Origin of the sequence: Dactylosporangium sp. McL0621, assembly GCF_049995355.1 — a bacterium.
Taxonomy (GTDB): domain Bacteria; phylum Actinomycetota; class Actinomycetes; order Mycobacteriales; family Micromonosporaceae; genus Dactylosporangium.
Window position 1 is genome coordinate 10,237,501 of the sequence record NZ_CP188259.1, and the last position, 21,207, is coordinate 10,258,707.

Below are 21,207 nucleotides of genomic sequence, written 5' to 3' on the forward strand. Positions count from 1 at the left end.
CACATCGGTCATGCGCGCGATTCTCCCACCAGCACTCGGGCCCGTCCCACCGCATTAGGCCCGGCGAGGGTGAAGGAGTTTTGTCGTACCCGGTCGCTAGGGTTGGGGCATGGCAGTCGTGAAGATCAACGCGATCGAGGTCCCCGAAGGCGCCGGCCCCGAGCTGGAGCGCCGCTTCGGCGCACGCCACGGCGCGGTCGAGGGCGCACCCGGCTTCCTGGGCTTCGAGCTGCTCCGGCCGACGGCGGGCGAGACGCGCTACTTCGTCTACACCAAGTGGGAGTCCGAGGAGCACTTCCAGGCCTGGTCCAGCGGCCCGGCCCGCGAGGCGCACGCCGGCGAGCGGGCCCGCCCGGTCGCAACCGGCTCGAGCCTGCTGGAGTTCGAGGTCGTCCAGCACGCGGACCCGCAGGCCTGACCGTGGCGCGCTTCGTCCTCTTCCCCGGCCGCCATCACCTGCTGACCCGCTTCCAAGCAGCCTATCTACGCGCCTTGGCGAAGAGCGAAGAGCAAAATTCCGGCTTCGGTACTTCACGAGCCTGCACGATCGTCTGGGCCGTCACCAGCGCCAACCACCAGAACACGAAGCGCAACCCCGTCTCGTACGATCGCCGCGAGGCCGCCATCGAGCGCTTCAGCGTCCAGGAGGGCCTGCGCTCCCTGGTCGTGCCGGTCTTCGACACCGCGCAGACCGACCGCTTCGCCGAGGTCACCCTGAAGAGCGTCGAGTCCGTCCTCGGCCACCGCCCGACCCCCGCCGACACCGTGGTGGCCTGCTCCACGCCGGAGGTCGCCGCCCTGTACTCGGCCCTCGGCTTCACCATCGCCCCCGTCGAGGCCGACGCCGCCTTCCTGGACCCCGCGCTCGAGCCCGACCTGGTCCGCGCCGCATCCGGCGACAACGGCCCCGCCGCCGCCATCTCGGCGCCGGGAGTCGAGGCCATCACCACCACGGCGCCCGGCGCCGGAGCCCTCACGCCCCCGGCAACGGGCCTCGGAGCCGCCACCACCCCGGCAACAGGCCTCGGAACCGGCACCACCCCGGCAACAGGCCTCGGAACCGGCACCACCGCGGCGACAGGCCTCGGAGCCGCCACGATCTCGGCACTCGGCGCCGGGTCCGCCACCTCCCGCCTCGGTGCCGTCACTTCCGCGCCCGGCCCGGCCGGCACAGCACCCGAGCGGCCGTGGGACGTGCTCCTCCGCCTCGCGACCGGCGACCCCTCCTGGCGCGAACTGGCACACCCGGCGACCGTGGACGTGTACGACCGCTACCGCCTCGACGAGCAGGTCGCCCTCGTGGTCAACGACCCCGTCGTCGGCGAGGAGGGCGGCCTGACCACGACCCGGGACTACCGCACCTACGCCGAGGCGTTCGAGGCGAGCGCCGAGCGCAAGTGGGACCTCGTGAAGCGGCACGTCCGCCCGGGCCGGATCGTCGACGTCGGCTGCGGCGCCGGCGCGGTGCTCGCCCTCGCCGACCGCGAGCCGGCCCTGCGCGAGAGCGACCTGATCGGCGTCGAGGTCGCCCGCCACCTCTTCGAGGAGTGCGTGCACCGCAAGGCCCAGGGCTGGTTCACCAACCCCAACGTGTACTTCTACTGCCGCAACGTCCTCGGCGGCGCCGTCTTCCCGCCGCGCTCGATCGACACCACCCTGACGTTCGCCCTGACCCACGAGATCTGGTCCTACGGCGACCGCATGACATCGCTGCGCGCCTTCGCCGAGGCCATCTACGAACACACCGTCCCCGGCGGCGTCTGGATCAACTCCGACGTGTGCGGCCCGGACAACCGCGCCCTGCGCGTGCGCCTGTCCCTCCAGGGCTCCCCGTCGACGCCCGCCACCGCCGGCGGCGAATCCGGCGCTCCCCGCCCGGCCGGCAACTCCGGCGCTCCAGGCCCGGCCGGCAACTCCGGCGCTCCAGGCCCGGCATCCGCCTCCCCCGCCCCGCTCGCCTCGCTGGACGGTCTTACCCGGGACGAGATCGCGGCCCACGTCGAGGCCCTGCCGACCCGCGCACGGCTCGATCGCTTCGCGGCCGACTTCCACTTCCCCTTGCCGTACGCGGACCTCGCCGACCCGGCCGACCCCGGCGCCGTCGAGATCGCCCTGTCCGACGCCATGGAGTTCCTCACCCACAAGGACTACCCGGACAACTGGCTCTCGGAAGCCCACGAGCAGTTCTGCGGCCTCGAGTTCGCCGACTGGAAGGCCCTGCTGACGGACGTCGGCTTCGAGGTCGACCCGGCCTCGCACTCCTGGCGCAACGACTGGATCGTCGAGCACCGCATCCGCCCCTACGCCCAACTGTCCACACTGGACGGCCGCCCGCTCGGCTGGCCCGACACTCACGTGCTGCTGGTCGCCCGCCGGCCGCTCAACACCTGACCGCCCGAAGCCGCAACTTCGAGGGAGGACATCGTGAAGGCGTTGCAGTATTCCGAGTACGGGCCGTCGAACGTTCTGCACATCGTCGACCGGCCCGAGCCCGAGCCGCCCGCGGGACGGATCCGCATCGCGGTGCGCGCGGTGGGCGTGAACCCGTTCGACTGGAAGGTCCGCAACGGCGCGTTCGGCGACACTACCCCGAGCCGCCTGCCGGCCATCCCCCACTCGGACGCGTCCGGCGTGGTCGACGCCGTCGGCGAGGGCGTCGAAGACGTCACAATCGGCGACGAGGTCTTCGGCATCGCCGTGGGCGGAGCCGCCGCCGAGCACGCCATCCTCCGCGAGTGGACCCCGAAGCCCCCGGCCATGACCTTCGCCGAGGCCGCCGGCCTGCCGAACGTGGTGGAAACGGCCGGCCGCGCCCTCGACCTGCTCGGCCTGGACAAGCCCCAGCCGGCCGATGGCCTCACGGTGGTCGTCAACGGGGCGGCCGGCGGAGTCGGCATCGCGGCGGTGCAGATCGCCCGCGCCCGCGGCGCCAAGGTCATCGGCACGGCCAGCGAGCGCAACCACGAGTTCCTGCGCGAGCTCGGCGCCATCCCGGTGACGTACGGCCCGGGCCTCGCCGACCGCATCCGCGCCCTCGCCCCGAACGGCGTCGACCGGGCCCTGGACACCGCCGGCCGCGGCGCCGTCGCCGAGCTCGTCACGCTCACGCCGACCCCGGCCGACGTGGTGAGCATCGCCGACTTCGACGCCCCGCAGCACGGTGCGCGGGTGACCGACGGGTCGGAGGGCCGCGCGTACGGGACCTTGCGCGAGGCCGCCGTCCTCTACGCCCAGGGCCGCTTCACCATGCCCGTCGAGCGCACCTTCCCGCTGGAGGAGGCCGCGGCCGCGCACGACCTGAGCGAGTCCGGCCACGTCCGGGGCAAGATCGTCATCACCCTCTGACGCGGCCCGCCGGGAGGGCAGCCCGCCGAAAGCGCAGCCCGTTGAGCGTGCGGCCCGTCGAAGCCAGGGCCGCCGAAAGCGCAGCCCTCCGAACGGGCAAGCCCGTCAAAAGTGCAGCCCGTCAAGAGCGCGGCCCCGTCAAAGCGCAGGCCGCCGAGTGCGCGGCCCGTCGAAAGCACGGCGCGGCGGGTCAGGCCTCCAGCTCGACCGGGGTCGGGGTGGCCCGCTTGCACTCGCGGTTGTCGCCCGAGCTGCGGCCCAGCAGGTGGCGGCCCGCCCACGGGAGCATGTGGCGGCGTATCCAGGCCAGCTCGGCCGTGATCGACTGGTGGCGCGGGCGGCGGACCGGGGGCGGGAGGGTCTTGTTCCAGGAGTCGTCGAAGTCGGGCAGGCCCAGGGCGTAGGCGAGGGCGTGGCCGATGCGCTCGTGGCCGGCGCTGTTCGCGTGCAGGCGGTCGTCGCTCCAGAGGCGGGGGTCGGACGCCACCGGGTACGCGCCCAGGTCCAGCAGGATCGCGCCGCTGTCCGCCGTTGTCTTGCGGATCGCCTCGTTGAGGGCCAGGACCCGGCCGCGCAGGGGCTTGGCGATCGGCATCACCGGGGCCGGGTCCGGGAGGGTGAAGGTCAGGACCGTCGTGCCGGACGCTACGAGGGCCTCCTGCATGGCGAGGATGTCGGCCGCGACCGCCGCCACGTCGAAGGAGCCCCGCATGATGTCGTTCATCCCGGCCACGACCGTGGCCAGGTCCGGCTTCAGGGCCAGGGCCGGCGCCAGCTGCTCGGCGCGGATCTTCGGGGCGGTGCGGCCCCGGATGGCCAGGTTCGCGTACTCCAGGGCGTGGCCGGGCTGGGACCGGGCCACGTGCTCGGCGAAGCGGTCGGCCCAGCCGCGGTAGCCGCCGCGGCCGTCCGGGTCGTCCATGCCCTCCGTGGTGCTGTCGCCTACGGCCACGTAGCGGCGGTACACCCTCGTCATGCCGTGCGCCGCGCGTAGTCGGAGCGGGCGGACTCCAGGGCCGGCAGGTGCTCGGCGGCCCAGGTCCGGCAGGCGTCCATCGCCGGGAAGAGGGTCCGGCCCAGGTCGGTGATGGTGTACTCGACGCGGGGCGGGATCTCGTCGTAGGCGGTACGGGTGATCAGGCCGTCGCGCTCCAGGGCGCGCAGGGTCTCCGACAGTACCTTCGACGACACGCGGCGCAGGGGCACGCGCAGCTCGTTGAAGCGGCGGGGCTGGCCGTCGCGCAGGCAGGTCAGGATCATGCCCGCCCACTTGTCGCCGATCTGGAACGGCGTCGCGGACGAGGGGCAGGCCGGGTCGAACAGGTCGGGCGGCAGCGGTGCGCGCATCCGGACACGGTAACGCGCGCCGCGGTTACGTTGCAGTTACCGAGGTCTCCCGTTCTACGGTCCGGTCATGACCGATGTAGTGGTGTTCGGAGCGGGTGGGCGGGCCGGTCGCGCGGTCCTGGCGGAGGCGCGGCGGCGCGGGCTGAGCGCCACCGCGGTGGTGCGGGACCCGGCGAAGTACCCGGACCTGGAGAACGCGGTGGCCGGGGACGCCACCGACGCGGAGCTCGTGGCGCGCGTGGCGAAGGGGCACGCAACGGCGATCGTGACGGTGTACAGCGCGGAGCAGAGCGAGTACGCGAAGGCGACCGGGCAGCTCCTCGAAGGGCTGGAGCGGGCGCAGGTCGGGCGGCTGCTGCTCGTCGGGCTGGCCACCACGCTGGGCCCGGTCCCGGACGACTTCCCGGCGGCGTGGCGGCCCTTCGTGGAGGGGCGCGGCGAGGAGCTGGCGGTGCTGGGGCGTTACGCCGGGCCGGTCGACTGGGTCGTCCTCACGCCGCCGATGGAGCTGGTGGAGGGGCCCGGCACGCGGTACCGAACCCAGGCCCTCGGCAATCCGCTGACCTATGCGGCGCTGGCGGCGGCGCTGCTCGACGAGGCCGCCGAAAACCGCCACCACCGCCGCCAGATCGCTATCTCCGGAGAGGGCTAGACCGAGCGCTGGTAGGCCTTGAAGGTCCGCGTGGACAGCCACAGCAGGACCAGGGCCAGGGCCAGCAGCCCGCCGCCGTACGTCAGGGTGCGGGGCCAGTCCACCGAGCCGGCGAGCGCCGATCGGCAGGTCTGCAGGGCCCAGTTCACCGGGTTGCCCCGCGCCACCGCCTGCATCCACGACGGCATCAGCGCCGGCGTCATGAAGGAGGAGGACAGGAACGTCAGCGGCAGCAACAGCAGCGTGTTGAGGCCGATGATGGTCTCGCGCTGGCGGACCAGCATGCCCGCGATGTTCGACAGGGAGCTGAACACCACGCCGAGCAGGGCGCTCGCCGCGACGAGCAGCAGGACGCCGCCGAGCGGGTACCGCGCGCCGGCCGCCAGGCCGAGCAGCACGATGGCCACGGCCTGGACGGTCACGCTCAGGGTCTGCTCGACGACCACGGCCTCGAGGACGGCGCCGCGGCGGGCCGGGGTGACGAGGAACCGGTTCATGGTGCCGCGGTCGATCTCCTCCAGCACGCCCATGCCCGACCACATGCTCGCCGAGACCGCGGTCATGACCACGATGCCGGGCACGAGGTACTCGATGTAGCTGCCGCCGCCGAAGCCGGGCAGGTCCACGATCCGGCGGAACAGGTTGCCGAACAGGAACAGCCAGATCACCGGCTGGATGAGCGTGACGACCAGGAACGCCGGCTGCTGGACGAAGACCTTCAGGCGTCGTCCGGTCAGATATAGGAGGCTCATGCCGCCACCTCCGCTTCGCTCCGGCGCCGGCCTGAGCCAAAACGGCTGTGTCTATCGATCGCGGCCCCTCCGCTTCGCTCCGGACCGCTCATGCCGCCACCTCCGCTTCGCTCCGGCGCCGGCCTGAGCCAAAACGGCTGTGTCTATCGATCGCGGCCCCTCCGCTTCGCTCCGGACCGCTCATGCCGCCACCTCCGCTTCGCTCCGGCGCCGGCCCGAGCCAAAACGGCTGTGTCTATCGATCGCGGCCCCTCCGCTTCGCTCCGGACCGCTCATGCCGCCACCTCCGCTTCGCTCCGGCGCCGGCCCGAGCCAAAACGGCTGTGTCTATCGATCGCGGCCCCTCCGCTTCGCTCCGGACCGCTCATGCCGCCACCTCCAGGCGATGGCCGGCGTGCTTGAGGTACACGTCGTCGAGGCTCGGGCGGGCGACGGTCACCGTGGCGACGGCGATCCCGCGGGCGTCGAGGGCCGCGAGCGCCGCCGGGACCGCGGCCGCGCCGTCGTCGGCCCGGGCGGAGAGGCGCTTGCCGTCCACCGTGAGCTCCCGCAGGCCGGGGAGAGCGCTCAGTGCGGCCGTCGGGAAATCCGAAAGCTCGATGTGTACCGCATCGCCGCGCAGCTCGCCCTTGAGGCGGTCCGGCGTCCCCTCGGCGACCACCCGCCCGCCGTCGACGATGACGAGCCGGTCGGCGAGGCGGTCGGCCTCGTCGAGGTAGTGGGTGGTGAGCAGGATCGCCATCCCGCGCAGCCCCTTGATCTCGCTCCACAGGGCGGCGCGGCCCTCCGGGTCCAGTCCGGTCGTCGGCTCGTCGAGAAAGAGCACTTCCGGCCGGTGTACCAGGCCCAGGGCGACGTCGAGCCGGCGCTGCATGCCACCGGACCAGTCGCGGGTGCGCCGGTCCGCCGCTTCCGTGAGGTCGAAGCGCTCCAGCAGCTCGCCGACGCGGCGGCGCAGGTCCGGGCCGCGCAGGCCGAACAGGTGGCCCTGCAGGGTGAGGTTGTCGCGCCCGGACGCGGCCGGGTCGAGCCCGGAGCGCTGGGCGACGACGCCGATCGCGGCGCGGACCCGGCGCGGGTCGCGGGCCACGTCGTGCCCCATGACCTCGGCCTGGCCGGAGTCGGCGCGGGCGAGCGTGGTGAGGATCTTGACGGTGGTGGACTTGCCGGCGCCGTTGGGGCCGAGCAGGCCGACGATCTCGCCCGGCTCGACGGTGAGCGACAGGCGGTCGAGGGCGCGCACGCCCTTGGGGTAGGTCTTGACGAGGTCCCGGGCCAGGACGGCAGCGGGCATGACGGTCTCCCGTTCGGTAGGACCGGCCGCGCGGGTTCGCTATCCTGGCGTTGCAGACACCAAAGACCGGATTCGTTCCCGCGAGGTCGGTTGAGGTCGTTTCCCGGGTCGTGGTGTTCCAGCACCACGGCCCGGTTTTTCTGTCAGTCCTCCTGGCGTTCCCGCGCCAGGCGTTCGTGCTCCCCGCGCCACATGTCCATGCCGGAGAGGGTGCCGCCTTCGATCTCGGCGACCAGGCCGCGGACCCACTCGGCCTCGGCCCGCAGCAGGGCCAGGCCGAACTCGGCCTCGACGGTGAAGATCCGCGGGACGATGCCGTCGGAGGCCCGCAGCGACGCCTCCTCGGCGGCGATCTGGTGGCCGAGGATCTCCGCGCGCTTGCGCAGCAGGTAGGCGGCCTCGTCGGGCGGCAGCACGCCGAGCACGGACAGGGCCGCGCGCAGCTTCGGGTACTCCTGCTCGGGCACGCCGACCAGCTCGCGCATCCAGTTGACGCACTCGTCGCGGCCGGCCTCGGTGATCGAGTACACGGTCCGCTCCGGGCGCCGGCCCTCGCGGCTGGTTCCCGCCGCCGCGATGAAGCCGTGCTTCTCCAGGTTGCCGACCACGGTGTAGAGCGAGCCCCACTGGATCTTGAGGTCCTGCTCCTTGCCGCGGCCGCGCATCTCGGCGGCGATCTCGTACGGGTGCATGGGGCGTTCGTAGAGCGTCGTCAGCACGTGCAGGGCGAGCAGGTTGCCGACCTTGCGCCGCGCGGCCATGGTCCACCCCCCGCTCTGCTCGCACACGGATACTCGCCGACGAGTATAGGCAAATACTCGTCGGCGAGTAAAGCGACCTGAGCGAGTCGAGTGAGCCGGGTGGGCTGAGCGAGCGGGAACAGGAGAGCTACGACGACGCGGCGAACGCCTGGAACTGCTCGGCCACCCGGCCGAGGTCGTCCTGCTCGCTGGACGAGCCGTCCGTGGTCGAGACCCGCCAGCGCCGCTGGGCCGGCACGAAGGCGACCCGGATCGAGGCGCCGTCCTCCCGCCACAGCTCCGCGGTGGTGTTGTCCTCGTCGAGCCGGCCGATGAAGTCGCGGATGTCGTCGCCGGTGGGGTGATGGGCCAGCGAGCCGTCCTCGGTCGTCATCCTCGGCACCGGTACGCGCAGCAGCCGCCGCGGCTGCCACAGCGCCGCAGGCTGATGGCGCCCGGGCCGCTGGAAACACAGCAGCTCGCACTCGTCGGCCAGCTTGTGGATGAAGTGCAGGGTCTCGGCGGGCGCGTCCGCGGGCAGCGTCAGCAGCACGTGCGTGCTCGCGCCGACGACCGGCTCCGCCCACTGCGCCGGATCGACGCCCTCGCGCACCTCACGGTCGAAGCGCTCGATGCCGGGATCGACGATCGCCCATTCCGAGTCGCCCCGCCGCAACGCCTCGTACCGGTCGACGCCCTGCTCAACCGTGATCGGTCGGGCTTCGTACCAGACACCAGCCTCGATCAACTCCGCCATGGAAGACCAACCTACGGAACCCGTAGAAACCGGCGCAACTCTGCCACGGTGCGTGCCGAATCCATCACCTGTTCATCGTTTCACCCTCAGTGATCGTCACCGTGCGCTATGTGCCGCTCGGCCACCATCTCGACCAGCCCGCCGGCCGCGTGCGTGGTGATGATGAGCGGGCCACCCGTATCGCCCGGCAGTTCGAGGATCACCGCGGTGAGCGGGAGCACGGCGACCCGCCCGTGGCTGGTCAGCCGCCCGGCGGGCTCGGCCCGCGCGGCCGCGATGTCGGACCAGAGCACCGTCACGGACGGATGACGCCGGAACGAAAGCCGGCGCGGGCGCAGCGTGAGACCGTCGTCACCAGCGGTGACGACGACCGGCATGCCGCCACCGAGCAGCAGCGCGAAACCGGTGCCGAGCTCCCAGATGAGGACCGCGCGCTCCAGCGGGATACGACCCGACCACCATTGCGCGCCCGACGCGTGCGCGGCGCGCTGCCGCTCCCGCGCCCACCACTGGGCGAGGAGCACGGGTCCGATCGCGGCCGCGGCGAGGCCCGCGAAGGCCAGTGCGGCGGGCCAGCGCCCGAGGAGGGGCAGCCCCACCGGTACCGCGGCGGCGAGCCCGAGCCACCAGCCGCGTCGCCGCACCAAGTCAAGGCTACGCGTGAGTCTGGGCCGATGACCGGGCATGATGGGGCATGCCCTCAGTGCGCCCGCTCCGGCTGCTCCTCGTGGCCGCGATCGCCGCCCTCACCCTGGCCGCCGCCGGCTGCGGCGACAAGGCGGACCCGCCGACCGGGTCGGCACAGTTCGCCGCGGCGTCGGCGGCCGCGTCCGCCGCCCCGCCGCCGTCCAGCGCCCCCTCGGCCGCGCCCACGAGCGCCGGCCCGGTCGCGATCCCGGCCGGCGTCACCGCGGGCATCGTGATCTACGACCGGCAGGCGAAGGCGTACGTGCTGCAGCAGAAGGCGAGCTGGCGGTTCCGCTCGGCCTCACTGGTCAAGCTGCTCGTCACGCTGGACTACTTCTGGAACAAGGGCCCGTCCTACACCGTGCCGGCCGCCGACCAGCCCAAGCTCCAGGTGATGCTGCGCAGCAGCGACGACGACGCCGCGACCGGGCTGTGGAAGGCCAACGGCCAGCGGGAGATCGTCGAGCGCATGGTCCAGCGGCTCGGCCTGCAGGACACGGCGCCCCCGCCGGTGAGCCAGCCCGGGTTCTGGGGCTACACGGCGGTCAGCGCGGGCGACATGGTGCGGGTGTACCAGTACATCCTGGACAAGGCGCCCCAGCCGGTGCGCGAGTTCATCATGGGCAACCTGCACCAGACCACGAAGTGCGGTACCGACCACTACGACCAGTCGTTCGGCATCCCGAGCACCTTCAAGGCGCCCCGCGCGGCCAAGCAGGGCTGGTCGGGCTTCGGCGACGATCCGGCGACCCCGTGCGTGGCCGCCGCCGACTACACGGCCGGCGCCCAGTTCGTGCCGGCGGCCGGCGGCACGAACCCGCCCGACATGATGGGCGAGGTGCTGCACACCACGGGCACCGTGGGCGAGAACGACCGGTACATCGTCGCCGTGCTCTCGGTACACCCGGACGGTTCGCAGTTTTCGAAGGCCGCCGCCAACCTCACCAAGATCACGAAGGCGCTGCCGCTGCCCGCGTCAACGAAGCTCTGAGGGCAGGCCGAACTGCTCGAAGAGGCTCGGGTCGAACGTGGTGAACTCGGCGACCCGGCCACCGGCCATGCGGATCACGTCGAGCTTGAACGCGCGGAAGGCGGTGCCGCCCGGCTCCCGCAGGTAGCTCGCGGTCGCCGGGAGCCGGTTGGCGCTCGTCGGCAGCAGCCGCCAGTCGCCCATGCTCGGCGGGCCGAACGCCCGGTGCAGCAGCGGGAGGAACTCGGCCAGCCCGTTGTACTCGGCCGGGAGCGGCGGCATCGTGACGCGCACGTCCTCGCGCAGCAGCTCCACCGTCGCGCGCACGTCGGCGGCGTCGTGCGCGGCGATGAGCCGCTCCAGCAGCGCCCGCTCGTCGCCGGTCGGCGCGGCGGGCATCGCGTCGCGCTCGGGCGCCGTCTTGAGCGTCGCCCGGGCGCGCTGGAGGGCGCTGTTCGCCGCCGGTACCGTCAGGTCGAGCGCCTCCGCCGTCTGCGCCGCCGACCACTCGAGCACGTCGCGCAGCAGCAGCACCGCGCGCTGGCGGGCCGGCAGCAGCTGGATCGCGGTCAGGTAGGCCAGCTCGATGGTCTCGCGGGCGACCACGACCGCGTCGGGCTGCTCGTCGGGCGGGGCGATCTGGTCGAGGAGCCGGTCCGGGTACGGCTGCAGCCACGACACCTCCGCCCCGGCCGACGGCGGGCGGCGGTTGCTGCGGCGGATCGCGTCGAGGCACGCGTTCGTGGCGATCTTGTAGAGCCAGGCCCGCGGGTTGGTGCCCGGCTCGAACGCGTCGCGGTGCTTCCACGCCCGCAGAAACGTCTCCTGTACCGCGTCGTCGGCGTCGGTGAACGAGGCGAGCATGCGATAGCAGTGCACGTGCAGCTCCCGGCGGTGGCGGTCGAACAGCTCCGGGAAGTCCACGCGCCCAACCTACCGGTTCGTGTAGAGACGGACGGGACGGCTCCGACCACCCGGTGACATCCGCCTGAGAGGAAACATTGCGATGAAGTACCTGCTGCTGATCCACATGAACCCCGACGTGTGGTCGACGCTCACCCAGGCCGACATCGAAGAGGTGATGGCGGGGCACGACCAGTTCATCAAGACCATCACCGAGTCCGGGGAGCTGATCCGCACCGACGCGCTCGGCCAGCCGGACGAGAGCGCAGTCGTGCGGGTGCGCTCCGGCGCGCCGGCGGTCACCGACGGGCCCTACGTCGAGGCCAAGGAGTTCCTGGCCGGCTTCTACCTCGTCGACTGCGAGTCCAAGGAGCGCGCGTGCGAGCTGGCCGCGATGATCCCGGACGCGAAGTGGAACGCGATCGAGGTACGCCCGATCGTGCACACCCAGGAGAAGTAACCCGGCGTGTTCGAGCGGTGGCCGATCCGTCACGGGGCCGATCGGCCGCCGCCGTTCTGTCGGTGGTGTTCCGTAGAATCGCCGCCATGGAGAGCGCACTCGATGTTCTACGCAGGGTGTTCGGTTACGACGCGTTCCGGGGCAGCCAGCAGGAGATCATCGAGCACGTGATCGCGGGTGGTGACGCCCTCGTCCTGATGCCGACCGGCGGCGGCAAGTCGCTGTGCTACCAGATCCCGGCCCTCGTCCGGCCGGGCACGGCGGTGGTGATCTCCCCGCTCATCGCGCTCATGCAGAACCAGGTCGACACCCTGCGGGAGCTCGGCGTGCGGGCCGGGTTCGTCAACTCCACCCTCGACTTCGACACCCGCCGCACCGTCGAGGCCGAGTTCGCCGGCGGGGAGCTCGACCTGCTGTATCTCGCGCCCGAGGCCCTCGCCTCCGCCGGCACCATGCGGCTGCTGGAGCGCGGCCGGATCGGGCTGTTCGCGATCGACGAGGCGCACTGCGTGTCGCAGTGGGGCCACGACTTCCGCCCCGACTACCTCAACCTGTCGATGCTGCACGAGCGCTGGCCCGACGTGCCGCGCATCGCGCTGACCGCGACCGCGACGAGCGCCACCCACAAGGAGATCGCGACCCGGCTCGGGCTCGACGGGGCCCGGCACTTCGTGTCGAGCTTCGACCGGCCCAACATCCAGTACCGCATCGTCGCCAAGCAGGACCCGCGGCGGCAACTGCTGGAGTTCCTGCGCGGGGAGCACCGCGGCGAGGCCGGGATCGTCTACTGCCTGTCCCGCAACTCGGTCGAGAAGATCGCCGACTTCCTCAAGGACAACGGCATCCCGGCCCTGCCCTACCACGCCGGGCTCGACGCCCGGACCCGCGCCACCAACCAGGACCGGTTCCTGCGCGAGGACGGCCTCGTCATGGTCGCGACCATCGCGTTCGGGATGGGCATCGACAAGCCCGACGTCCGCTTCGTCGCCCACTTCGACCTGCCGAAGTCCATCGAGGGCTACTACCAGGAGACCGGCCGCGCCGGGCGCGACGGGGAGCCGTCGGTGGCCTGGCTCGCCTACGGCCTGCAGGACGTCGTGCAGCAGCGCAAGATGATCGACACCTCGGACGGCGACGCGGCCCACCGGCGCAACCTCGGCCAGCACCTCGACGCGATGCTCGCGCTGTGCGAGACCGTCGAGTGCCGGCGCGGGCAGCTGCTGGCGTACTTCGGGCAGGAGCTCGGCAAGCCCTGCGACAACTGCGACACCTGCCTGGCCCCGCCCGAGTCGTGGGACGGCACGATCGCGGCGCAGAAGCTGCTCTCGACCGTGTACCGGCTGGATCGGGAGCGCGGCCAGAAGTTCGGCGCGGGCCAGTGCATCGACATCCTCACGGGCAAGAAGACCGACAAGGTCGTGCAGTGGCACCACGACGAGCTGAGCGTCTTCGGCGTCGGCACCGACCTGCGCGACAACGAGTGGCGCGCGGTGATCCGCCAGCTGCTCGCCCAACGCCTGCTGTCGGTCGAGGGCGAGTACGGCACGCTGGTGCTGACCGAGAACAGCGCCGAGGTGCTGGGCCGCCGCCGCACGGTGATGCTGCGCCGCGAGCCGGAGCGCGCCGTCTCGGCCGCGAAGACCGCGAAGGCCTCGCGCCAGAACGCCGCGGCGGCGCTGCCCAAGGAGTCGGTCGGGGTCTTCGAGCATCTGCGGGCCTGGCGAGCGGCCACGGCCAAGGAGCAGGCCGTGCCCGCCTACGTGATCTTCCACGACGCGACGCTGCGGCAGATCGCCACGGATCGGCCGCGGACGCTGTCGGAGTTGTCGGGCGTCAGCGGGGTCGGGGAGAACAAGCTGGCCAAGTTCGGGCAGCAGATCCTGGATGCGCTCGCGGAGCTGGACTGAGATTCACCTTTCCGGGGGCCGGGGGGCCGGGGGGCCGGCGGGCCGGGGGCCGGGGGGCCGGCGGGCCGGCGGGCGGGGGGGAAGGTGTCTCTGAAAGCCGCCGCGGCCTTGAGTAGTGGTTGCGGTTCGACGGGCCGTGGCACCCCGGGGACCGCTCCGACCACGAAGACCCGGGGCCGCAACTTCAGATGGTCCGGCGCAGGGCGGTCTCCACGGCGTCGATCAGCTGGTCGCCCTCCGTCCGCGGGTGCCGGGCGAGGCCGAGCTCGGCGTCCGGCAGCGTGGGCAGGGCGTCCGCGTCGTGGCCGGCCAGGGCCGGCTCCAGGTTCGCGGGCATGAGCGCCGCCACGCCGAGACCGGCCCGCACCGCGGCGAGCACGCCGAGGAGGCTGTTGCTCTCGAACGCCACGCGCCAGCGCCGGCCGGCGCGTTCGAGGGTCTCCAGCACCGCCGTCCGCCAGAAGCACGGGTCGGAGAACAGCACCACCGGCAACGGGTCGGCCGCCACGTCCACCCCGGGGCCGATCGCCCACACGAGCGGGCGGCGGACCGTCCAGCGGGGCGGCGCGGGAAGGTACGGCACCTCGTCGAGCACGAGCTGGACCCGGCCCGCGTCGTAGGCCTGGCGCATCGCGGCGCTGGTGAAGGTGAGCACCTCCAGCGTCGCGCCCGGGTGCAGGCCGGCCAGGTCGGCCAGGGCCTGGGCGAGCTGGGTCGCGGCCAGGTCCTCGAGCAGCCCTACGCCGCAGCGGCCGGTCAGTGCGCGGCCGGCCTCCGTTAGGGCCTGGGCCGAGAGCGACAGGATGCGTTCGGCGTAGGGCAGGAGCTCCTCCCCGGCCCGGGTCGGCCGGACGCCGGAGGAGGACCGGTGGAGCAGGGGGCGGCCGACGATGCCCTCGAGCTTGCGCAGCTGCTGGCTCAGCGCGGGCTGGGTGTGGCCGAGCGCGGTCGCGGCCCGGCTGATGCTGCCCGCGCGCACGGCGGTGACGAACGACCGCAGGAGCGCCATGTCGAGATCCCTGGGCATAAGTATTCATTATGCCCGGTCCAAGAAGTTGGCCAGTTCCTATGGCAGGCCGGTTGATCTAGCGTCGGGCCGGTGAGCCGATACCGCGAGGTACTCGCCGTGCCCGGGATGGCCGTCCTGCTCGCCGTCTCGCTGCTCGCCCGGGTCGCGATCACGGCCGTCGTGATGGCGCTGACGCTGTACGTCGTGCTCCGGCTGGGTCTGAGCTACGCGGCCGCGGGCGGTGTCGCGGCCGCGCTGACCGCCGGGCTGGCGCTGGGCGGGCCGCTGCTCGGCCGCCTGCTCGACCGGCGCGGCGTGCGCGCCGTGCTGCTGGTCACCGTGGTCGCGCAGGTGGTGTTCTGGCTGAGCGTGCCGGTGCTGCCGTACGCGGTCCTGCTGGGCGCCGCCGCCGTCGCGGGCCTGCTGATGGTGCCGGCGCAGTCGGTGACCAGGCAGGCGATCGCCGCGATGACGACTGTCACGCAGCGCCGGGCCGCGTTCGCGCTGGAGTCCGTGCAGGGCGAGCTGTCGTACATGGTCGGCCCGGCCGTCGTGGTCCTGTGCGCGGCGCAGACGTCGCCCGGCGCGGTCGCGTGGGGGGTCGGCGCCGCGATCGTGGCCGGCGGGGCCGGGATCGCCTGGCTCGACCCGCCGCTGCGGACGCCGGACGAGTCGGCGGCCGGCGCGGACGGCCCCCCGCGCCGGCAGTGGCTGGGCGCCGGCATGATCGCCGTGCTCACGATGGCCTTCGGCGCCACGACGCTGCTCAGCGGGGTCGACATCGCCATCGTCGCCACGCTCCGGGCGGCCGGTCAGGTGCCGTGGGCCGCCGTGGTGGTGGCCGTGTCGGGCCTGGCCTCGGTCTGTGGCGGGCTGCTGTACGGCGCCTGGTCCCGGCCGCTGCCCACCTGGCTGCTGCTCGGCCTGCTGGGGCTGCTGACGCTCCCGGCCGGGCTGGCCCGCGACTGGCGCTGGCTGTGCGTGGCCGCGGTCGGCGCCGGGCTCCTGACCGCGCCGACCCTCACCACGATGGCCGACGCGATGAGCCGGCTCGCCCCGGTCGGCGTGCGGGGCGAGGCGACCGGCCTGCTGTCGACGGCGCTGAGCGCCGGCTTCGCGCTCGGATCCCCGCTCGCCGGGCTGGCGATCGACCACGCGGAGCCGGGCGCCGGCTTCGCGGCGTCCGGGCTGGCCGCCCTCGCCGCCGCACTGGCCGGTTTCCTGCTGTCACGCCGCAAGGCGCCGCGGAAAGTGGACGGCCCGCGCGAAAGGAGACGGCCCGCGCTCAGGTAGACGGCACGGTCCGCGGGGCGGTGCGCGCCGGCATCACGCCGTCCACGAAGATGCTGTGCCACAGGCAGAAGCTCAGCACGATCCAGAGCTTGCGCGCGTGGTCGGCCTGCCCGCGTTCGTGCTCCCTCAGCAGGTCGTGGGCGTAGTCCAGGTCGAGGAGGGTCTTCGCGCCCGACGTGGACAGCACATGGTGCGCCCACTCGTTCAGGTCGGTGCGCAGCCAGGCCTTCGCGGGCGTCGGGAACCCCAGCTTCGGGCGGTCCCGCACGAACGAGGGGACGATGCCGTCGACGGCCTGGCGCAGCGCGTACTTCGTGGTGCGGCCCTTGCGCGGCAGCTTGAGGTGCGGCGGCAGCGTCGAGAGGACCTCGAAGACGCGGCGGTCCAGATACGGGACGCGCAGCTCCAGCGAGTGCGCCATCGACATGCGGTCGGCCTTGGTCAGGATGTCGCCGGGCAGCCAGGTGTTCAGGTCGATGTGCTGCATGGTCGTCAGCGGGTCCAGGTCCGGCACCTCGGCGTACAGCGGGGCGGTCACGTGCGCGTGGCCGACCGCAGGGGCGCCACGCAGGAGCCGGGACCGTTCGGCGTCGGAGAGGACGCGGGCATTGCCGAAGTACCGCTGCCGCATCGGGGTTGTCGCCCGCTCCAGGTAGCTCTTGCCGCGCATCCCCTCGGGCATGGCCCGGGCCACCCGGCGCAGGGCCCGGCGGATCGCCGGACCGCGGTCGGAGACGGCCGCGAGGGACTGCGGCTCGCGGTAGATCGTGTAGCCGCCGGCCAGCTCGTCGGCGCCCTCGCCGGAGAGGACCACGGTGACGTGCTGGGCGGCGGTGCGGCAGAGGAAGTACAGCGGCACGATCGACGGGTCGGCGACCGGGTCGCCCAGGTGCCAGACGATGCGGGGCAGCGCCTCCATGACGTCGGCGGGGCGCACGACCGACGGGATGAGCTCCACGCCGAGCTCCTGGGCCGAGCGCTCGGCGATCTCCAGCTCGTCGTGGCCCGACTCGAACGCGGCGGTGAACGCCTGCAGGTGCGGGTGGTGCTCGGCGGCCAGGGCGACGATCGCGGTCGAGTCGACGCCGCTGGACAGGAACGTGCCCACCGGGACGTCGGCGCGCATGTGCGCCTTGACGCTGTCGCGCAGGGCCTCGCGCAGGTCGGCGACGACGGCGGCCTCCTCGACGGCCGGGTCGGGGCGGAAGGCGGGGCGGGCGTAGCGGCGGACCGTCGGGGCGCGGCCGAACTCCTTGGTGAGCAGGGCGCCGGGGGGGAGGCGGGCGATGTCGCGGTGCAGGGTGTACGGCTCGGGGACGTACTGCATCGTGAGGTACAGCGACAACGCCGTGGGATCGAGGTCATCGGCCGCGCAGTCCAGCAGCGGCGCCTTCTCGCTCGACAGCCACACGCCGTCGCGGGTCACGAGGTAGTACAGCGGCTTGATCCCGAACGGGTCGCGCGCCGCGTAGATCGTGTCCGTCTCGGCGTCCCACAGCGCGAAGGCGAACATCCCGCGCAGCCGGTCCAGCGCCGCCTCGCCCCAGTAGTGGAACGCGGCCGCGACCACCTCGGCGTCGCCGTCGGTCGCGAACGTCGCCCCGTACTCGTTGATGAGCTCCGCGCGCAGCGACTCGAAGTTGTAGATCTCGCCGTTGAAGACCAGCGTCCAGCGGTCGGCGTAGCGCAGCGGCTGCCGGCTGCCCTGCCGGTCGATGACGGCGAGCCGGCGGAACCCGGCGGCGGTGCCGGGGCCGACCCGCGCGAGGGCCATGTCGTCGGGGCCCCGGTGCTCGAGGAGGCCGAGCCGGCGCTCCATCGCGCCGAGGGTCTCCGCGGTGATGATGTCGTTGCCGGTGTACATCAGGAAGCCGCACATGCCACTCAGCCGAACACCGCCCGGGCACCGCGACAGGTGGATGCCTGGCCGCCCATCCGAATCTTGCTACCACGGGTGAGGTACGTCCTTCGCGGCGCCGGGTAGCCGCGCGCCATGCACCGACTGCTCAAGGTTCTGCGACTGCTCCTGTGCGGCGTGCTCGGCGGCGCGGTGCTCGCGGCCGCGGCCCTCCCCCTCGCGATCACCGCCGGCGGCGCGGCCAAGGCCGGCGGCGACACGTGGGAGTCGCTGCCGACGGAGCTGGCCATGCCCCGGCCCGCGCAGACGTCGTACGTGTTCGCCAGCGACGGCAAGACGCTCATCACCGCGTTCTACGACGAGAACCGGCGCGACGTGCCGCTGGACGAGGTGGCGCCGGCGCTGCGCGAGGCGGTCGTCGCCGCCGAGGACACGCGCTTCTACCAGCACCACGGCGTCGACATCCGCGGCGTGGCGCGCGCGTTCGTGTCCAACAGCCGCGGCGGCGCACAGCAGGGGGCGTCGACGCTGACCATGCAGTACGTGCGCAACGTGCTCAAGAACGACCCCGGCCTCACCCCGCAGCAGCACCTCGACGCCCTGTCCGACACGCCGACGCGCAAGCTGCGCGAGATGCGGTACGCGCAGGGGCTGGAGAAGAAGCTCTCCAAGAACGAGATCCTGGAGCGGTACCTCAACATCGCGTACTTCGGCGCGGGCGCCTACGGCATCGCGGCGGCGGCGCAGACGTACTTCGGCAAGGCCCCGGCCGACCTGACCCTGCCGGAGGCCGCGCTGCTGGCCGGCCTGCTGCAGTCGCCGGACGCGGACAACCCGATCAGCGGCGACCGCACCGCGGCGCTGAACCGGCGCGCGTACACCCTCGACGCGATGGTGAAGATGCACACCACCACGGCCGCGGCGGCGGCCGGGGCGACGGCGGCGGAGCTGCGCCTGACCGAGCTGCGCCCGCCCAACGACTGCGCCTCGGTCGCCCCGGAGCACAACGACTGGGGCTTCTTCTGCGACTACTTCCGCCAGTGGTGGAACTCCCGGCCCGAGTTCGGCACGACGCCGACCGAGCGCGACGAGCGGCTGCGCACGGGCGGGTACAACATCGTCACCTCGCTCGATCCCGGCGTGCAGGCGGCGGCGCTCGGCCAGTCGCTCGGCGTGTACGGGTACGGCAGCGCGCGCTCGCTCCCCCTGGCCGTGGTGACCCCGGGCACCGGCCGGGTGCTGGCGCTGGCGGTGAACCGGCACTTCAGCCTGGAGCCGGGCCGCTCGAACACGGTCAACCAGCTCGTCGCGGGCGGCACGGGCGTGTCCGGGTACCAGGCCGGCTCGACGTTCAAGATGTTCACGATGCTGGCGGCGCTGGACGCGGGGATGCCGCTGAGCACCCGCTTCAAGGCTCCGAGCCGCCTGGCGAGCATCTGGCCGGACGCCGGGCCGGGCAGCTGCGGCGGCCGCTGGTGCCCCGGCAACGACACCCCGTCGTGGATGGACGGCGACCGCACGATGTGGAACGCGTTCGGCCGCTCGGTGAACACGTACTTCGTGTGGCTCGAACAGCAGGTCGGCGCCCGCCGCGTGGTGGAGATGGCCCAGCGCCTCGGCATCACCTTCCGCAGCCTGCAGGACCAGACGATGGCCGGCAAGGCCGACCAGTGGGGCTCGTTCACCCTGGGTGTGGCGTTGACGACCCCGCTGGACCTGGCCAACGCGTACGCGGCGGTGGCCGCGGGCGGCGTGTACTGCGAGCCGCTGCCGGTCCTGTCCATCACCGACCCGGACGGCCAGGTGCTGGACGCCGGCTCCCCCCGGTGCCGCCAGGTCGTCGAGCCCGACGTGGCCGCGGCGGCCGCGGACGCCGCGCGGTGCCCGGTGGGCAAGGGCTCGGCCTACGGCAAGTGCGACGGCGGTACCGCGGAGAACGTCTCCTCGATGCTGGCCGGCCACCCGGTGGCCGGCAAGACGGGCAGCTCGGAGTACAACGCGACGGAGACCTTCGCGGGCTTCACCCCGCAGGTCGCGGCGGCCGGGATCGCGGTCAACGCCGACAGCCCGAACGACCGCGTCGGCTCGGGCGTGTCGAGCGCCGTGAACCAGGCCGTGGCCCAGACGATGGCGGCCGTGCTGCGGGGCAAGCCGGCCCAGCCCTTCCCGGCGCCGTCGCGGGCCCGGGCCCTCGGCTCGTGATCAGGCCGCGTAGCCGCGCAGGGCGATCCAGTCCGCCATCTTCTTGACGCTCAGCGTGTAGGAGCCCACGCCCAGCGCGTCCGCCGGGTCGGCGATCTTCACCGTGTCGCCGCCGTTGTGGTACCCGACGATCGTCAGGTAGTGCCCGCCCGGGTACGCGTGGGCGTGGCCGCCGTCGTCCACTGTGGACCCCGCGATGTTCGCGACCACCGCGTAGCCGTGGCCGACCGCGTTCACGACCGACCGCTTCAGCTCCTCGACATCCTCGGCCGACGCCGACTGGCCGGGGATGAAGTGCGCGGAGTAGAAGCCGCCGCCGGTGTACGCGTTCAGGGCCCGCACCGTGTCCTGCGACGAGTTGGTGCCGTTCACGGTCGTGCCCAGGGCCTGCGCGACCTGTGACTGCGACGGGAACAGGTTGCGCGCGGTGAGCGCGATCCGGGTCGCCGCGGGGCCGCAGTAGTAGAAGTTCTCCTGCCAGGCGAACTGGTACGGCAGCTCGAGGTCGGCCACGACCGCAGGCGCCGGCGCCGCGCTGCTCGGGGTGGGGCTGCTCGGGGTGGGGCTGCTCGGGGTGGGGCTGGGTTCGGGGCGTTTGCCGCGGCTGGCGGCCGCGTCGGTCTGCCGCGGGGCGGCGGACGGCTCGGCCGCGGCCGCCGGCGTCGCGATCGTGTCCGACGGGGCGACGGTCACGACACCGAGGCCGGCCGCGAGCGCGAGGACCGCCGACGCCGCCGCGACCGGCAGCCGCGGCCGGCCGAGGTCGGTTCGGCTGTGGCGGGGCCGGTAGAGGTACGACACGCACCGGACGCTAAACGCGCACTTCAGCGGCCATTTCACCCCCCGGGTGATTCGGCCACCGGGACGGTTGCCGGGGTCAGGGCGGCCTCGGCGCACCTGGCCCGGGCGCCGATTTTCATGCCCGGAACCACCCCCGCCTCACCCCGGTCCTAGTCTCGCCGCATGTTCGCCGGCGACGACGAAAACCAGCAGCTCACGAGCGGTCCCCGCCATCTGCGGGGCCGACGCTT

General features: G+C 73.0%; 21 protein-coding genes (1 of these 21 only partly in view). 9 read left to right on the forward strand and 12 right to left on the reverse strand.

Features of this window, described 5'->3' with window-relative positions; genetic code table 11:
- Nucleotides 1-12, reverse strand: the 5' end (the start) of a protein-coding gene (tyrS, locus tag ACPPVO_RS48405; RefSeq protein WP_426505768.1) for a tyrosine--tRNA ligase. The gene continues 1,257 nt to the left of window position 1, outside the view; the window shows 12 of its 1,269 coding nt (coding positions 1-12); it begins with the start codon at nt 10-12; its stop codon lies beyond the left edge, outside the window.
- A 97-nt stretch (nt 13-109) separates the two neighbouring features.
- On the opposite strand from tyrS, the gene ACPPVO_RS48410 reads away from it, so the two are divergent.
- The 3 genes from ACPPVO_RS48410 to ACPPVO_RS48420 all read left to right on the forward strand — a co-directional run bounded on the left by ACPPVO_RS48410 (nt 110) and on the right by ACPPVO_RS48420 (nt 3,345).
- Nucleotides 110-418, forward strand: coding sequence for an antibiotic biosynthesis monooxygenase family protein (locus ACPPVO_RS48410; protein ID WP_426505770.1), 309 nt, complete (start codon nt 110-112; stop codon nt 416-418).
- A 74-nt stretch (nt 419-492) separates the two neighbouring features.
- Complete coding sequence (locus tag ACPPVO_RS48415; RefSeq protein ID WP_426505772.1) at nt 493-2,391, forward strand: class I SAM-dependent methyltransferase; 1,899 nt, start codon at nt 493-495, stop codon at nt 2,389-2,391.
- A 33-nt stretch (nt 2,392-2,424) separates the two neighbouring features.
- Nucleotides 2,425-3,345 carry an NADP-dependent oxidoreductase gene (locus tag ACPPVO_RS48420; RefSeq protein ID WP_426505773.1) on the forward strand — a complete coding sequence of 307 codons (921 nt, stop codon included), beginning with the start codon at nt 2,425-2,427 and terminating at the stop codon, nt 3,343-3,345.
- A 190-nt stretch (nt 3,346-3,535) separates the two neighbouring features.
- Here ACPPVO_RS48420 and ACPPVO_RS48425 read toward each other — a convergent pair whose 3' ends face one another.
- On the reverse strand, nt 3,536-4,321 hold the full coding sequence (locus ACPPVO_RS48425; protein ID WP_426505775.1) for an SGNH/GDSL hydrolase family protein: 786 nt from the start codon (nt 4,319-4,321) through the stop codon (nt 3,536-3,538).
- On the reverse strand, nt 4,318-4,692 hold the full coding sequence (locus tag ACPPVO_RS48430) for a winged helix-turn-helix transcriptional regulator (RefSeq protein ID WP_426505777.1): 375 nt from the start codon (nt 4,690-4,692) through the stop codon (nt 4,318-4,320). The genes ACPPVO_RS48425 and ACPPVO_RS48430 overlap by 4 nt, the downstream gene beginning before the upstream one ends.
- Nucleotides 4,693-4,759: 67 nt before the next feature.
- Between ACPPVO_RS48430 and ACPPVO_RS48435 the strand changes: the two genes are divergently transcribed.
- Nucleotides 4,760-5,344, forward strand: coding sequence for an NAD(P)-dependent oxidoreductase (locus tag ACPPVO_RS48435; RefSeq protein ID WP_426505779.1), 585 nt, complete (start codon nt 4,760-4,762; stop codon nt 5,342-5,344).
- Here the strand turns inward: ACPPVO_RS48435 and ACPPVO_RS48440 are convergent.
- The 5 genes from ACPPVO_RS48440 to ACPPVO_RS48460 all read right to left on the reverse strand — a co-directional run bounded on the left by ACPPVO_RS48440 (nt 5,341) and on the right by ACPPVO_RS48460 (nt 9,531).
- Entirely contained in the window at nt 5,341-6,096 is a 756-nt protein-coding gene (locus tag ACPPVO_RS48440; RefSeq protein WP_426505780.1) for an ABC transporter permease, read from the reverse strand. The two genes, ACPPVO_RS48435 and ACPPVO_RS48440, sit on opposite strands and share 4 nt — an antisense overlap.
- A 364-nt stretch (nt 6,097-6,460) precedes the next feature.
- Nucleotides 6,461-7,390, reverse strand: a complete 930-nt coding sequence (locus tag ACPPVO_RS48445) for an ATP-binding cassette domain-containing protein (protein WP_426505782.1) — start codon at nt 7,388-7,390, stop codon at nt 6,461-6,463.
- Nucleotides 7,391-7,533: 143 nt separating this feature from the next.
- Nucleotides 7,534-8,151 (reverse strand): PadR family transcriptional regulator, encoded by a 618-nt coding sequence (locus tag ACPPVO_RS48450; RefSeq protein WP_426505783.1) that lies wholly within the window; start codon nt 8,149-8,151, stop codon nt 7,534-7,536.
- Nucleotides 8,152-8,278: 127 nt separating this feature from the next.
- Nucleotides 8,279-8,887 (reverse strand): hypothetical protein, encoded by a 609-nt coding sequence (locus ACPPVO_RS48455; RefSeq protein ID WP_426505785.1) that lies wholly within the window; start codon nt 8,885-8,887, stop codon nt 8,279-8,281.
- An 86-nt stretch (nt 8,888-8,973) separates the two neighbouring features.
- The gene (locus ACPPVO_RS48460) at nt 8,974-9,531 is read right to left on the reverse strand and encodes a hypothetical protein (RefSeq protein ID WP_426505786.1); all 558 of its coding nucleotides are present in this window, start codon (nt 9,529-9,531) and stop codon (nt 8,974-8,976) included.
- Nucleotides 9,532-9,581: 50 nt separating this feature from the next.
- Here ACPPVO_RS48460 and ACPPVO_RS48465 point away from each other — a divergent pair, with 50 nt between their 5' ends.
- The gene (locus ACPPVO_RS48465; protein WP_426505788.1) at nt 9,582-10,565 is read left to right on the forward strand and encodes a hypothetical protein; all 984 of its coding nucleotides are present in this window, start codon (nt 9,582-9,584) and stop codon (nt 10,563-10,565) included.
- Here ACPPVO_RS48465 and ACPPVO_RS48470 read toward each other — a convergent pair.
- Nucleotides 10,551-11,468: an RNA polymerase subunit sigma-70 gene (locus ACPPVO_RS48470; RefSeq protein WP_426505790.1), complete on the reverse strand. Its 918-nt coding sequence runs from the start codon at nt 11,466-11,468 to the stop codon at nt 10,551-10,553. The two genes, ACPPVO_RS48465 and ACPPVO_RS48470, sit on opposite strands and share 15 nt — an antisense overlap.
- A gap of 82 nt (nt 11,469-11,550) precedes the next feature.
- Here ACPPVO_RS48470 and ACPPVO_RS48475 point away from each other — a divergent pair, with 82 nt between their 5' ends.
- The gene (locus ACPPVO_RS48475) at nt 11,551-11,907 is read left to right on the forward strand and encodes a YciI family protein (RefSeq protein WP_426505792.1); all 357 of its coding nucleotides are present in this window, start codon (nt 11,551-11,553) and stop codon (nt 11,905-11,907) included.
- An 86-nt stretch (nt 11,908-11,993) separates the two neighbouring features.
- On the forward strand, nt 11,994-13,814 hold the full coding sequence (gene recQ, locus ACPPVO_RS48480) for a DNA helicase RecQ (protein WP_426505794.1): 1,821 nt from the start codon (nt 11,994-11,996) through the stop codon (nt 13,812-13,814).
- A 184-nt stretch (nt 13,815-13,998) separates the two neighbouring features.
- Here recQ and ACPPVO_RS48485 read toward each other — a convergent pair whose 3' ends face one another.
- Nucleotides 13,999-14,823 carry a LysR family transcriptional regulator gene (locus ACPPVO_RS48485; RefSeq protein WP_426505796.1) on the reverse strand — a complete coding sequence of 275 codons (825 nt, stop codon included), beginning with the start codon at nt 14,821-14,823 and terminating at the stop codon, nt 13,999-14,001.
- A gap of 90 nt (nt 14,824-14,913) precedes the next feature.
- Here ACPPVO_RS48485 and ACPPVO_RS48490 point away from each other — a divergent pair, with 90 nt between their 5' ends.
- Nucleotides 14,914-16,116 carry an MFS transporter gene (locus tag ACPPVO_RS48490; RefSeq protein ID WP_426505797.1) on the forward strand — a complete coding sequence of 401 codons (1,203 nt, stop codon included), beginning with the start codon at nt 14,914-14,916 and terminating at the stop codon, nt 16,114-16,116.
- Here ACPPVO_RS48490 and asnB read toward each other — a convergent pair.
- Nucleotides 16,109-17,995 carry an asparagine synthase (glutamine-hydrolyzing) gene (gene asnB, locus ACPPVO_RS48495; RefSeq protein WP_426505798.1) on the reverse strand — a complete coding sequence of 629 codons (1,887 nt, stop codon included), beginning with the start codon at nt 17,993-17,995 and terminating at the stop codon, nt 16,109-16,111. The genes ACPPVO_RS48490 and asnB overlap by 8 nt on opposite strands.
- A gap of 114 nt (nt 17,996-18,109) precedes the next feature.
- Here asnB and ACPPVO_RS48500 point away from each other — a divergent pair, with 114 nt between their 5' ends.
- The gene (locus ACPPVO_RS48500) at nt 18,110-20,176 is read left to right on the forward strand and encodes a transglycosylase domain-containing protein (protein WP_426505800.1); all 2,067 of its coding nucleotides are present in this window, start codon (nt 18,110-18,112) and stop codon (nt 20,174-20,176) included.
- Here ACPPVO_RS48500 and ACPPVO_RS48505 read toward each other — a convergent pair whose 3' ends face one another.
- Nucleotides 20,177-20,977, reverse strand: coding sequence for a C39 family peptidase (locus tag ACPPVO_RS48505; protein ID WP_426505802.1), 801 nt, complete (start codon nt 20,975-20,977; stop codon nt 20,177-20,179).
- Between the last annotated feature and the right edge of the window lie 230 nt (nt 20,978-21,207).